Source organism: Methylobacter sp. (genome assembly GCF_023227905.1).
Classification (GTDB): Bacteria; Pseudomonadota; Gammaproteobacteria; order Methylococcales; family Methylomonadaceae; genus Methylobacter_A.
Genome location: NZ_JALOCF010000001.1, coordinates 14,969 through 27,561 on the forward strand (window position 1 = coordinate 14,969; position 12,593 = coordinate 27,561).

General features: G+C 46.1%; 12 protein-coding genes. 3 read left to right on the forward strand and 9 right to left on the reverse strand.

The window, feature by feature from the left end; genetic code table 11:
• Positions 1-48 precede the first annotated feature (48 nt).
• Complete coding sequence (locus tag M0R47_RS00085) at positions 49-1,038, forward strand: serine/threonine protein kinase (RefSeq protein WP_292548740.1); 990 nt, start codon at positions 49-51, stop codon at positions 1,036-1,038.
• Here M0R47_RS00085 and rnhB read toward each other — a convergent pair.
• The 7 genes from rnhB to efp all read right to left on the reverse strand — a co-directional run bounded on the left by rnhB (position 1,035) and on the right by efp (position 7,517).
• Positions 1,035-1,649, reverse strand: coding sequence for a ribonuclease HII (gene rnhB / locus M0R47_RS00090; RefSeq protein WP_292548742.1), 615 nt, complete (start codon positions 1,647-1,649; stop codon positions 1,035-1,037). The genes M0R47_RS00085 and rnhB overlap by 4 nt on opposite strands.
• 57 nt (positions 1,650-1,706) lie before the next feature.
• Positions 1,707-2,477, reverse strand: coding sequence for an acyl-ACP--UDP-N-acetylglucosamine O-acyltransferase (lpxA, locus tag M0R47_RS00095; protein ID WP_366513147.1), 771 nt, complete (start codon positions 2,475-2,477; stop codon positions 1,707-1,709).
• 1 nt (position 2,478) lies between these two features.
• Positions 2,479-2,922: a 3-hydroxyacyl-ACP dehydratase FabZ gene (gene fabZ, locus M0R47_RS00100; protein WP_292548744.1), complete on the reverse strand. Its 444-nt coding sequence runs from the start codon at positions 2,920-2,922 to the stop codon at positions 2,479-2,481.
• A 60-nt stretch (positions 2,923-2,982) separates the two neighbouring features.
• Positions 2,983-3,483, reverse strand: coding sequence for an OmpH family outer membrane protein (locus tag M0R47_RS00105; protein WP_292548746.1), 501 nt, complete (start codon positions 3,481-3,483; stop codon positions 2,983-2,985).
• Between the two features lie 100 nt (positions 3,484-3,583).
• Positions 3,584-5,893 carry an outer membrane protein assembly factor BamA gene (gene bamA, locus M0R47_RS00110; RefSeq protein WP_292548748.1) on the reverse strand — a complete coding sequence of 770 codons (2,310 nt, stop codon included), beginning with the start codon at positions 5,891-5,893 and terminating at the stop codon, positions 3,584-3,586.
• 77 nt (positions 5,894-5,970) lie between these two features.
• Positions 5,971-6,948: an EF-P lysine aminoacylase EpmA gene (epmA, locus tag M0R47_RS00115; protein WP_292548750.1), complete on the reverse strand. Its 978-nt coding sequence runs from the start codon at positions 6,946-6,948 to the stop codon at positions 5,971-5,973.
• Positions 6,948-7,517, reverse strand: coding sequence for an elongation factor P (gene efp, locus M0R47_RS00120; protein ID WP_292548753.1), 570 nt, complete (start codon positions 7,515-7,517; stop codon positions 6,948-6,950). The genes epmA and efp overlap by 1 nt, the downstream gene beginning before the upstream one ends.
• A gap of 84 nt (positions 7,518-7,601) precedes the next feature.
• Between efp and epmB the strand changes: the two genes are divergently transcribed.
• Complete coding sequence (gene epmB, locus M0R47_RS00125) at positions 7,602-8,612, forward strand: EF-P beta-lysylation protein EpmB (RefSeq protein ID WP_292548755.1); 1,011 nt, start codon at positions 7,602-7,604, stop codon at positions 8,610-8,612.
• Position 8,613: 1 nt separating this feature from the next.
• On the opposite strand, the gene M0R47_RS00130 is transcribed toward epmB, so the two are convergent.
• Both M0R47_RS00130 and M0R47_RS00135 read right to left on the reverse strand, forming a co-directional pair.
• Positions 8,614-9,510: a 5'-nucleotidase gene (locus M0R47_RS00130; protein ID WP_292549015.1), complete on the reverse strand. Its 897-nt coding sequence runs from the start codon at positions 9,508-9,510 to the stop codon at positions 8,614-8,616.
• A 13-nt stretch (positions 9,511-9,523) separates the two neighbouring features.
• Positions 9,524-11,902: an SPOR domain-containing protein gene (locus M0R47_RS00135; protein ID WP_292548757.1), complete on the reverse strand. Its 2,379-nt coding sequence runs from the start codon at positions 11,900-11,902 to the stop codon at positions 9,524-9,526.
• A gap of 165 nt (positions 11,903-12,067) precedes the next feature.
• Here M0R47_RS00135 and M0R47_RS00140 point away from each other — a divergent pair, with 165 nt between their 5' ends.
• Positions 12,068-12,592 (forward strand): ACT domain-containing protein, encoded by a 525-nt coding sequence (locus M0R47_RS00140; RefSeq protein WP_292548759.1) that lies wholly within the window; start codon positions 12,068-12,070, stop codon positions 12,590-12,592.
• Position 12,593: the final 1 nt, after the last annotated feature.

Consider the following 12,593-nt stretch of genomic DNA (forward strand, 5'->3'; position numbering starts at 1 on the left):
TGATCAATTAAATCAGGCTAAGCTGAATTCGGCGTTACAATGGTAACCATGAATACTAATCTGACTCCGTTTTCAGCGCTAACTCCCGATATCATTTTAAACGCGCTCGACAGTATCGGCCTTCATGGCGATGGCCGACTGCTGGCGCTCAATAGTTATGAAAATCGCGTCTACCAAGTCGGCATGGCGGACGCTTCCTTCATTGTCACCAAATTTTACCGGCCGGAGCGCTGGACAGATGCCGCCATTCTTGAAGAACACGCGTTCGTTAAGGAATTATTCGAGTCTGAAATTCCGGTCGTACCGGCGATGCCCTTCGGCAATCATCAGACCTTAATCCACGCCGGCGGTTTCCGATTTTCGGTATTTCCACGACAAGGCGGACGTGTGCCTGAGCTTGAAGGCCGCGAAAAACTGGAATGGATGGGGCGGTTTATCGCCCGTATTCATGCTATCGGCGCTTTAAGACCTTTTAAGGAGCGTCCGACTCTTAATATCGCCAATTTTGGCGATGAACCCAGAGCTTATCTGTTGGCAAATCATTTTATCCCTGCCGACCTTGTCGAAGCCTACCGTAGCGTGACTGAGCATGCATTGGATGGCGTGAGGCGCTGCTTCGAACGCGCAGGCAAGGTAAAAACCTTGCGCCTGCATGGAGACTGCTATCCCGGCAATATTCTCTGGACCGATGACGGCCCGCATTTTGTCGATTTCGATGACAGCCGGATGGGGCCGTCCATACAGGATTTATGGATGTTGTTGTCTGGGGATCGTGCTGAAATGACGGTACAGTTAAGCCACTTGCTCGCCGGTTACCGGACATTTTACGACTTCGATACCCGTGAGCTGCATCTGATAGAAGCCTTGCGTACTCTGCGCCTGATTCATTATTCTGCCTGGATCGCACGGCGCTGGGATGATCCTGCTTTTCCTCTGGCGTTTCCGTGGTTTGATACCCCGCGTTATTGGCAGGATAGAATCATTGAACTGCGCGAACAGATCGCGTTAATGGATGAAGGACCGCTTGAGCTCTCTTAATAACGATTACCTTGCTGTATAAGCATGGTTTTCACCGGATTGAATGTTTTTCTATGCACATCTAAAAAACCGAACCGCTCGATTTCAGCCAGATGCTGTTTGGTGCCGTAGCCCTTATGCAAATGGAACGAAAAATCGGGATACTGTTCGCTATAGCCACCCATGAGCTTATCGCGCTCGACTTTAGCCAATATCGAGGCTGCGCTGATGGCCTGCACTTTACTGTCCCCTTTAACGATAGCCTGAGCAGGCATGGATAATTTAGGGAGACAGTTACCGTCCACTAAAACTTCATCAAGCTGGACATTTAGCCCATTAACCGCTCTTTGCATTGCCAATAGCGTTGCTTGAAGAATATTAAGCTTATCAATCTCCTCAACACTGGCTTCGGCAATTGACCAGCTTAAAGCGGCTTCCTTGATGGTGAGATATAGGCTGTCCCGCTTTCTTTCGCTAAGGGTTTTAGAATCGGCTAATCCGGTTATCGGCCGCATAGGATCAAGAATAACCGCTGCCGCAAAGACTGGCCCCGCAAGCGGTCCGCGGCCTGCTTCGTCAACTCCGGCAACAATAAGACCTTGAGAAATTTTTATAAAATATTCATCGTCCATAATTACTTTCCACGCCGAGACAGATTAAGCACAATTTACTCTCGCCAAGGCGGATTTTTAACGCAATATGCCGCGACTTACATTGCGTAGAAAGCTAACCATATCGGACAATTCTTTACTTTCACCGGCCAGATCTTCCATTTGATCAATGGCATCTTCCAGACGTAGATTGGTCTTGTAAATTATCTTATAGGCTTTTCTAATTAACCTAATGTCTTCAGGAGAAATGCCGTTGCGTTCCATGCCGACTGAATTGATGCCGTGCGGCCTGGTAGGCTTACCGCCAACCATAACAAAGGGAGGAATATCCTGGGTAATGGCACTGCCCATCGCTGCAAAACTGTACTGGCCTATTTGGGTAAACTGATGCACCAAGGTAAACCCGCCCAAGATGGCATGGCTGTGTAAATGCACATGGCCGGCCAATGAGGCCCCGTTAGCCATAATGACATGATTGCCGATGATGCAATCATGCGCCACATGGGTATATGCCATAAACAGGTTATCGTTGCCTATTTTGGTAAGGCTATGATCCTGCTTCGTTCCCCTGTGCATCGAGGTAAACTCACGTATGGTATTTCTATCACCAATTTCAAGCCGGGTTATTTCGGACGCATATTTTTTGTCTTGGGGATCTTCGCCGATGGAGGTAAATTGATAGATGCGGTTCTGTTTGCCTATTGTGGTAGGTCCTTTAATAACGACGTGCGAACCTATGACTGTGCCGGTGTCGATTTTTACACCAGGGCCTATGACGGAAAAAGGGCCAACTGACACGTCATCAGCCAGCTCTGCTTTACTATCAACTATCGCTTTTGGATCAATCAAATCAATTTACCACGGCTGCACAACGGATTTCGGCACTTGCGACAAATTCGCCATCAACTTCTGCACAGCATTCAAATGCCCAGATATTACGCTTGCTTTTAACGAACTTTGCTTCCAGCATCAATTGATCACCAGGCACCACAGGCCTTTTAAACTTGGCCTTATCGATACCGGTCAAATAATAAATCATTCCTGCCAACTCATCCCCTGCGGTTTCTGATGCCAGCAATCCTGTAGTTTGAGCCAGCGCTTCCAAAATCAGCACGCCCGGCATAATAGGTTTTTGTGGAAAATGACCTTGGAAAAACGGTTCATTATAAGTAACGTTTTTCACTCCCAATAATCTAACGCCAGGTTCACATTCAATAACCTTATCAACTAATAAAAAAGGGTAACGGTGCGGCAAGAATTGTTGTATTTGTAATATATCTAGTTTAACGGACATGTTTTGAGATGCTTCTCTAAAAGTTGATGGCTATGCGATTAAATAAAAAACGTGCGTAAATTATTCCGGCATAGTTGACAACTTTTGCTGAACTTGACTCGTTACGTCGATCTTTTCACTGGCATAAATAACGCCATCAGTCAGTAACAAGTCAAAATTTTGAGCCTTGGCTATTTCCCGAATAGCTTCAACGATACGGCGTTGTAATTTGCCTAGCTCCTCATTACGACGCGCATTAAAATCTTCGCTGAACTCCTGCTGGGCTCTTTTGGCATCTCTTTTTTTGTTCAGGATGTCTTTTTCCATATTGGATTTGGCTGACGCCCCCATCACGGCGCCATCACGGGCCAACTTTTCGTCCATGCTTTGGATTTCTTTTTGCTGGGCGACTAATTGCTTGTCGCGCGGCGAAAACTCTTGTTCCAGGCGTTTTTTAGCTTTTTCTGCCTGAGGTGCTTTTTCCAGAACGGCTGGTATATTGACAAAGCCAATTTTTAAATCAGCGTAGCTCACGTTAGCTGCAAGCAACAATCCTAAGAATAAAGCAATTTTCGTTTTCATTGATAAACAGGTCTCTGGTGAAAAATTAAGGTTGATAATTATTAAAATATATTATTTATTAAATTATAGGGGATAAGCCTATTAAACAGAACAACTTCTTCTAGAAATTTTGCCCGAAGTTGAATTGAAACATCTGTTTTTGATCCCCTGTAATAGTGCCATCTGCTGCCGTTGATGTAGACTCGGCATTTAATGGCAATGCGGCACTAACGGATAAAGCGCCGAACGGCGACAACCATTCACCGGAAATCCCAGCAGAATATTTCATGTTATCCGTTTTAAAACCATTGTTGATTGCTCCGGCATCAAAAAAAGTGCCCAACCTGACCGATTTTGTCTCAGGCATAAAGGGTACCGGAAAAAACATTTCGGCATTACCGATAATTTTACTGGAGCCGCCAAGCGGGTTGCCATAAGGGTTGTCTCTCGGCCCAACCGTATTGTTCCTATAACCGCGTATCGATCCGGTACCGCCGCCGAAGTAATTTTCAAAGAACGGTAGGTCGCCCGTGCTTCCATAACCGTCACCATAACCCACTTCCCCCTGTAATCTGAACGTAAAGTCTTTAGCTAACGGAAAATAAAGCTGATGTTTATAGCCAATTTTATAATATTCCAGGTCGCTACCGGGAACTGTTGCCAAGGCGGAAAAACGCTGTTGCTGCCCCTTATTCGGGAAGATTGCCCGATTAAGTGTATCGTGAGACCAACCTATTGCCGGCGACAGAGTTAGGAAAGTACTACCTTGCTTATTAATAAAGTCTTGAATTTGTGTGGATGTAAAGTCAGTTTTACTCAACTCAGTATGTTTAACATCGACATCAAAACGCAAGTTGTCGAATTCATTCAACGGTATGCCGAAATTGACCCCGGCATTTGCGACATTGGTCGAATAATTGGCAATATTAATTTGCCCTGCATTGCGTTTGGTGTAGCCCAAATTATAACCCTGGCTGACGCCGTCCACGGTGAAATAAGGGTTAAAAAAACCGAACTGGTAACTGGTAGCGTAATCACTATTATTAAAGGCGATATTCACCCGCTTGCCTGAGCCAAAGACGTTATCCTGGGCAACATTGGCGTTCAATACGATCCCTTGGGTTTGAGAAAAGCCGATACCTGCGGACAGGTTGCCGGATGGTTTTTCCGTTACCGTATAATTCACATCAATCTGGTCGGCAGAACCCTGAACCGGCGGCGTTTCAACGTTTACCTCTTCAAAGTAGCCTAAACGCTCAAGACGCGTTTTCGACCGCTCTATTTTTGAGCTTGACGCCCAGCTGGACTCCATCTGCCGCATTTCACGCCGCAACACTTCATCGCGGGTTTTGCTATTGCCCTTCATGTTTACGCGCCTAACATAAACGCGTTTGCCCGGATCGACAAAAAAAGTCATATCAACCGTTTTTTTGGCTTCGTTGATTTCCGGCACCATATTAACGTTTGCAAAAGCATAACCGTCATCGCCTAAACGATCGGAAATTGCCTTGGAAGTTTCAGTCGCGTTTTTTCTGGAAAAAGTTTCTCCCGGCCCCACCTTCGCCAACTTAATCAGCTCTTGAGGATCAACCACCAGATTACCGGCTAATTTAACTTTTTCCAGTGTATAAACATCACCCTCTTTAACATTGATGGTGACATAAATATCTTTCTTATCCGGAGTAATAGCGACCTGCGTGGATTCAATATTAAAGTTAATATAACCGCGGTCCAGGTAATAGGAACGCAAGGTTTCCAAATCCGCCTGCAACTTTTGTTTGGAGTACTGATCGTTCTTGGTATAAAACGACAACAGATTAGAGGTGCTTAACTCAAGATTGCGCAACAGCGTTTCATCATCAAAAACATTATTGCCGACTACATTGATCTGCTTGATCTTGGCGACCCTGCCCTCAGAAATCTTGATATGGATACCGACCCGGTTACGGGTGAGGTTGGATACTTCGGTGGTGATCTTCAAGCCGTATTTACCGTGACTGAAATACTGTCGGCTTAATTCCTGCTCGACTTTATCCAGCACCTGCTGATCGAATACCTTGCCTTCAGCCAAACCGATTTTCTTTAGGGCTTTGGTCAAGTCATCCTTGCTTAGATCCTTATTGCCTTCAAAGATGATTTTTGCAATGGAAGGCCGCTCGACCACATTAACAATCAGCGTCGACCCTTCTCTTTCCAGAGAAATATCCTTAAAAAAGCCGGTCTTGAATAACGCTTTGATTGCCGGAGCGACATTATCCAAAGAGAATCTTTCTCCCACATTAACAGGGAGGTAGTTATAAACGGTACCTACCGAGATGCGCTGCAGGCCCTTGACTTGAATATCCTCTACAATAAACTCTTCGTCGCCTTTAACCGCTTGGGAAACAAGTAGAAATAACAATAGCACGCGAGAAAGAGTATTCAATTTCATGTAGAAGTCTAAAAATAAACGGCATTGCCCAATGTTAAAATCTAACGGATTATATCACAGTAAATATTTAAACGAGCTTAAGCCCTGTGAATAGGAAAACTAAGCACATCCTCAATAGAGGGACTCCCCGAAAGCAGCATTAATAAACGATCCAAACCTATAGCCACACCCGAGCATTCCGGAAATCCCGACTCCAGAGCCGAAATAAGGCGCTTGTCTTTAACGGAAACAGGAAGTTTTTGTTGATGCCTGATAGCCAGCTCATTATCAAAGCGTCTATTCTGTTCTTCGGCGTCAGCCAGCTCATAGTAACCATTACCCAGCTCAATGCCATTGATAAACAATTCAACCCGGTCAGTAGTCAGAGGGCATTGCTCATTGATCCTTGCCAACGACGATTGGCAAGCCGGATAACCGTAAACCATACACAATGCGTTGCTGCCCAAATGTGGCTGGACTTTATGGCTAAATATAAAGTCCAGCCACATTGCATGATCATGTCCGCAAATACCCACTGCCTCCGGCAACTGGCAATCCCTGGCAAAAGCGCAATAGTCCTGATACGAAAACACTAAGGGATCTAAACCGGTAAACGAACTAAATATGTCCTGATAACTGACTCTTTGTGTTTCCTGCAACGAATGCCCGCTAAACAGCTCACCGATCAGATCGGAGATTTCATCCATTAATTGAGGCAATGTAAAACCGACTCGATACCATTCAAGCATCGTAAACTCAGGATTATGGAACCGCCCCGACTCACCGTTCCTGAAGGCTTTGCCTATCTGGTAAATAGAACCGCTACCAGTCGCAAGCAGCCGTTTCATTGCAAACTCGGGTGACGTTTGCAAAAACAGCGTTTGCCGCAATGGCGACGCGCAATACTCAGCTGTAAAAAACTCCAACTGCGGGTCTGTTCCGATACTGTGACTGAGCAGAGGCGTCTCCACTTCCAGGACCGATCTTTCCGCAAAAAATCGGCGTATCTGGGCAAGCATCTGCGCCCTTAGATGCAAAAGCTCTATGGCGCAGGTCGGTCGCCAATCTTGCAGCACTATTCTTTTACGCGGGAAACGTATTCGCCGGTTCGCGTATCAACCTTAATCACTTCACCCTGTTGCACAAACAAAGGCACCCTGACCACTGCGCCGGTTTCCAAAGTAGCCGGTTTTCCGCCGCCGCCAGAGGTATCGCCACGCACACCCGGATCAGTTTCGACGATGGCCAGCTCAACAAAATTGGCAGGGGAAATAGCGAGAGGCGCATCATTCCATAAAGTTACCGTGCAGGAGTCCTGGTCTTTAAGCCATTTACCGGCATCGCTGACGGCTTTTTCATCACATTGGTACTGTTCAAAAGTCTCAGGCACCATAAAATGCCTGAATTGACCGTCGTTATAAAGATATTGCATCTCGACATCGACAACATCGGCACCTTCAAGCGACTCGCCCGATTTAAAGGTTCTTTCAATCACCCGGCCGGTTTTCAAATTTCTGATTTTTACCCGGTTAAAAGCTTGGCCTTTACCCGGTTTTACAAATTCATTTTCAATAATCGCGCAGGGGTCGTTATCCAACATAACCTTTAACCCGGCTTTAAACTCGTTAGTGCTATAAATGGCCATTTTATCCTCAAAGATGACAAACAATGTAAAACTTACCCATTATAATAGAGGCACCAACCGATAGAAACTTTAATAACCCATTTCATGTCCGAACCACAGTCCGAAATCCAGCACTTTGCTAAAAACTGGCAACAACAACTTGCCGAAGCTTTTAATAACATTGAAGACCTTTGCCGTTACCTAAACTTATCGCCGAACGACTTGCCGATCTCGGCCGCTGCCGCCGAAAGCTTTCCGTTACGCGTTCCGTTAAGTTTTGCTGCCTGCATCGAAAAAGGCAATGCGCATGACCCTTTATTGCGCCAAGTATTGCCTGTGAGTGAGGAACTGTTCGCCTATCCGGGCTATAGCAATGACCCTGTCGGCGATCTCGCGGCGGCCACCCAGATCGGGGTTTTGCATAAATATCATGGCCGGGTTTTATTTATCGACACCGGCAGCTGCGCCATTAACTGCCGGTATTGTTTTCGTCGCAACTTTCCATACGCTGATTTGCAACTTAGCAAACAACAGGAAGATGCCGCCATCAAATCCATACAAAACAATACCAGCATCTCGGAAGTTATTCTGAGCGGCGGCGACCCTTTACTGCTAAGCGAGTCAAGACTAGCCCGGCTTATTCGGCAACTGGACGGTATTGAGCACCTGAAACGCATCCGCATACACAGCCGTCTACCCATCGTTCTACCTGCCCGCATAACTGAAGAATTCATTAACACCCTGACCCAAAGCGCCAAACAAATCATCATCGTCGTGCACTGCAATCATGCTAATGAAATTAATGATCGAGTCATTGCTGCCTGCAATTCTCTGAAAAACAGCGGCATCACCTTGTTTAATCAATCGGTGCTGTTAAAAGGAGTGAATGATGATGCAGAAGTCCTGTGTGAACTAAGCGAACAGCTGTTCAGCCACGGCATCATTCCTTACTATTTGCATTTACTGGATAAAGCGACGGGGACAGGGCATTTTGAAGTCTCTGAAACGGAAGCGCTGGCGCTTATGCAGCAGGTTCAAGCCGCCCTGCCCGGCTACCTGGTTCCAAAGCTGGTCAAAGAGCAGGCAGGAGCCACTTCAAAGCAGACTGTTTTATAGCTTAGCCGTTTCGGTTAGTAATGCCGTGCGGTACATGGGCGGCTGCGACGTGCCGGGCGGCAGACTCGCAGTGGCCTTTTTGATCATCAAAGAAAATATCCGCACCGAATGCCTTCAAGAAGGCGCCTTTGTCGAGGCCGCCCAAAAACATCGCCTCATCAATACGAATACCCCAGGCTCTTAACGTCCTGACTACCCGCTCATGAGCCGGAGCCGACCGGGCGGTCACCAATGCAGTTCTTATGGGTGACGATTGGGGGTCAAACTGCGTTTGGATATGATGCAGAGCACCTAAAAAGTCCTTAAAAGGCCCGCCCGGCAAAAGCTTTTTGGCTTCGTTACGCTCGTTTTCGATAAACACATCCAAGCCGCGCTGTTGATAAATCCGTTCCGCTTCATCCGAAAACAACACCGAATCCCCATCAAAAGCGATGCGTAGCTGGTCGGAATGATGTGTCATGGAAGGGCCGCAAAGAATGGTTGCCGCAGCAAAACCCGCACACAGTGCCTTGGCGACGTCATCCGCATTGGCCGATAAAAACAAATGCGCACCAAATGCGGGAATATAGCCATACGGTGAGACGCCACCGGTGAATGCCGCACGAACAATCGCCAATTGATAATGGGCGATGGAGTTAAAGATTCTCAACCCTGTATCAGCGCTATTCTGGGATAATAAGATGACTTCCGCCAGAGGGTCGTCCGGGCAGCTATCGTTTAAGCCCAAGATCTTTTTAACCAAGGAAAAACCGTAACCGGGCTCCAGTATTTCATCTTCATGCTCTATTTGGTAACGGCAGAAAGCTTCCTTGCCTTGCGTTTCAAATATCGCATGCGATTCATCCAGATTAAATAGCGCTCTGGATGATACAGCGACAACAAGCTTTTTCTTCCTCATAACCGGCATTAGATTAATTGTCACTTACCCAGACCGAGTCCAGATTAAGTGTGTTTTTTATCCTATCCGTGTTGGAAAACGCCTCTGCCTTGCTTTTAAAACCTCCTACTCGCAATCGGTACATCGTTATGTTTTTTTCATGGACGGGGATTACTTCGGCAAAAACACCCCTGCGCGCAAATTCAGCCGCTTTGCTTTTGGCAAACCATTCCTGCTTGAATGCCACCAGATTTACGCCCCACTTTCCCGCAGTAGCTGTCTGCTTATTAGCCGTTACAGATTCCCCTTTAACAACAGCTTTTGGCGGAGCTATTGGTTTGACTGGCACAGCTTCGGGTTGGGCTTTGGCAGGTGCGGGTTCAGGCGCTGCCCCTACTTTAGCGGGCGCTGCTTCCTGCTTGGATTTCTCTTTAGCCGGAACAACCACATCCTGTGCAGTTTTCCCTTTGGTTGCGGCGTGCTCTTGCGCCACTTCCCCCTTGACTGGAGCATGCACTTGGGTTTCGGCTTTGGTTGTTGCAGACTCATGACCATGTTCTTCTTTAGCGACCACAGGCTCATGCGCTGCTTCAACCTTGGCAGGCTCAGCAACCAATGGCTTAAAAGTTATTTTTCCTTCCTCTCCCCCAATTTTGATCTGCAACCTGTCAAGCGCCTTGCTTACCATATCCTGTTTCGCCACAATCTCAGAAACCTTGTTATTCAATAAATCAACAGGGAACTGGGGAGTTTCTTTCAGCTGCGTCATAAACCCATAGACCTGCTGATTCAACTGCACAACAGAATTCATCAGCGTGTTAATCTCTTCATTCGGATTATTTTCAATATTTTTTGCCAAGCTTGTCTCAAGGGTTGAAACCTGCTCAGTTAACTTTGAAACTTCAGATTTTGCACCGTAAGTCACCACGCCCAATCCAGCGGCTGCGCTTAATGCAAGGGCACCAAACCCTAGCGCTGCGTAACTGAGAAGCTTTGCTTTTTTAACTTTATTTTCGGCGCTTTCCAGCTGCTTTTTAATATCTTCCTGATCCACTACCGAAGGACTCATCCTTGCATTTTCAATACCTTGCACTGCTGTATCAACAACTTGTTTCGGTTGAGATTCGAGAATCGCTTCATCATCTTTTGATTTGAGCTCAGTATTTTCTGAATCAAAAGCCCGCACAGCTTCTTCATCTTCGCTCAAGAAGCCAGTGCCACCAAAAGCTCCCGCCAAATCGTCTTCTTTAACCCCGGCACTACTCTCTGTGTCAGGTATTTCCATACCCGCAGTAATATCAAAGTCAGGTAGAAGAAAATCATCTTCATCTTGAGTCGATTGTTTAGTCTCTGCTAACTGATCCTCCTTTGCCTTATTGGAGAAACCATCATTCGCCTCATCCAATTGAAAAATATCGGCAAGCTCGCTCAAATCCGCATCATCGCTAAATAACATATCCTTAAAGGCAGATTGATCTAACGCATCCTCTGAATCAAAACCCGAATCCATGAGCAGATCGTCAATGCCACTTTCATCGCCTTGCAAATCATTAGGTGCTTCGCCAGCTGCCGACTGCTGTGGCATGTCAGGCGTGGTTGAGTCCGTTTCAGTCAGAATCAGAGCATCAATCTCATCCTCCTGGATCAGATCCGTCTCATCGAAGTCGTCAGCCAAGCCGGAAAAATCATCTATTTCATCTGGAAAACCGACAGCAACGGTCGTGGATAAACCGCCTGCATTTTGTTCAGGCTCATCAATTTCGACCGAAATCATGTCCGGTTCATTGAAATCACTAAAGTCCGAAAAGTCATCCAGCTCTTCATCGGTATCAACAAGCACATCCTCCACACCTGATTCTTCAGTTTCCGCCACGGCCAATTCAGGCTCATCAGTTTCGGGTACCGGATCTATTTCCGGCTCATTGAAATCGCTAAAATCGGAGAATTCATCCAGCTCTTCAAACGCACTAACATCATCATCGGTTACAGGCATTGGCACATTATCGGCATCAATGCCGGCATTCATCAGCAACCTATCGATGGCATCTTGGTCATCCTGATGCTCATCTGACAAAGCAAGAGAAATATCCCCTACCCCCTGTTCTGGTTCCACAACCGACTGCGTTTGTTCCGGTTTATCGAAATCGCCGACAAAGTCGTCAAAGCCTAAAAAGTCATCCAGCTCATCATGCAGGTCAATATCATTCACCGCATTTGCATCACTCGCCTCTGGCTGTGTTAATTCATCATCTAAACCAAAACCGGCATCCATCAATAATCTATCAATAGCGTCTTCATCGTCCTGAAGCTCATTTATCGGAGCCAGAGAAGATTCCGCATCGTCCAGCATGGCATCCAAATCAACATCGAGATTGGGTTTTTCTTTTGTTTTTTTGTCTATTGAGTCGGTCATATTGGGCTCGGTAGAGTTATAAGCTAACCGCAAAGTTTAAATGCAGCGGTCCAGTGTTTATCGGCAAGAGAGTGATTTTAAGCATTCTAATACCAAATAAACTTAATGTTCATCAAGTTTCAGCCATTTAATGCTAAACTTTCAAAAAAACTTCAAAGAAAAAAAATGCAACTAGCCATCACTGCCTTAGGCAACCATCAGATTAAATTTATCGCCGAAATATTGCCCGCCGTACGCGACTGTAAATGTAATATTCTGGAAATAAGATCATCCCGTCTCGCTCAATCCACTGCGGCATACCTGCTTATTCAGGGCAATTGGAGTCAAATCGCCAAGTTTGAAAGCACTTTGGACATTATCCAGAGGCGGCTGGACATTAAAATTCACACCTTAAGGCCCGATCAAAAAGACAAGGTCAAAGAGTGCGTTCCCTACTCATTGGAAACCATATCCCTGGATCGTGATAATGTCACAGAATCTATTACTTCCTTTCTGTTTGATCGGGAGATAGAAATTGAGGAAATAACCGGCAGCTGCTATCAGGCTCCCTATATTCAAACCTCAGTGTTCTCAACCAAGTTTGTCATTTTGATCCCGCCGCAACTTCACCTGTTGTCGCTACGGGAAGAGTTTCTGGATTTTTGCGATCAGTTAAATATCGATGCCATTCTTGAACCCATAAAACGGTAAA

Excerpts from the sequence above, each read along its gene's own strand:
- M0R47_RS00085 (WP_292548740.1), top strand. The coding sequence starts at position 49 with ATGAATACTAATCTGACTCCGTTTTCAGCGCTAACTCCCGATATCATT.
- bamA (WP_292548748.1), bottom strand. The coding sequence starts at position 5,893 with ATGAAATTGAATACTCTTTCTCGCGTGCTATTGTTATTTCTACTTGTT.
- M0R47_RS00105 (WP_292548746.1), bottom strand. The coding sequence starts at position 3,483 with ATGAAAACGAAAATTGCTTTATTCTTAGGATTGTTGCTTGCAGCTAAC.
- M0R47_RS00130 (WP_292549015.1), bottom strand. The coding sequence starts at position 9,510 with ATGAGGAAGAAAAAGCTTGTTGTCGCTGTATCATCCAGAGCGCTATTT.
- efp (WP_292548753.1), bottom strand. The coding sequence starts at position 7,517 with ATGGCCATTTATAGCACTAACGAGTTTAAAGCCGGGTTAAAGGTTATG.
- epmB (WP_292548755.1), top strand. The coding sequence starts at position 7,602 with ATGTCCGAACCACAGTCCGAAATCCAGCACTTTGCTAAAAACTGGCAA.
- fabZ (WP_292548744.1), bottom strand. The coding sequence starts at position 2,922 with ATGTCCGTTAAACTAGATATATTACAAATACAACAATTCTTGCCGCAC.
- rnhB (WP_292548742.1), bottom strand. The coding sequence starts at position 1,649 with ATGGACGATGAATATTTTATAAAAATTTCTCAAGGTCTTATTGTTGCC.
- M0R47_RS00135 (WP_292548757.1), bottom strand. The coding sequence starts at position 11,902 with ATGACCGACTCAATAGACAAAAAAACAAAAGAAAAACCCAATCTCGAT.
- M0R47_RS00140 (WP_292548759.1), top strand. The coding sequence starts at position 12,068 with ATGCAACTAGCCATCACTGCCTTAGGCAACCATCAGATTAAATTTATC.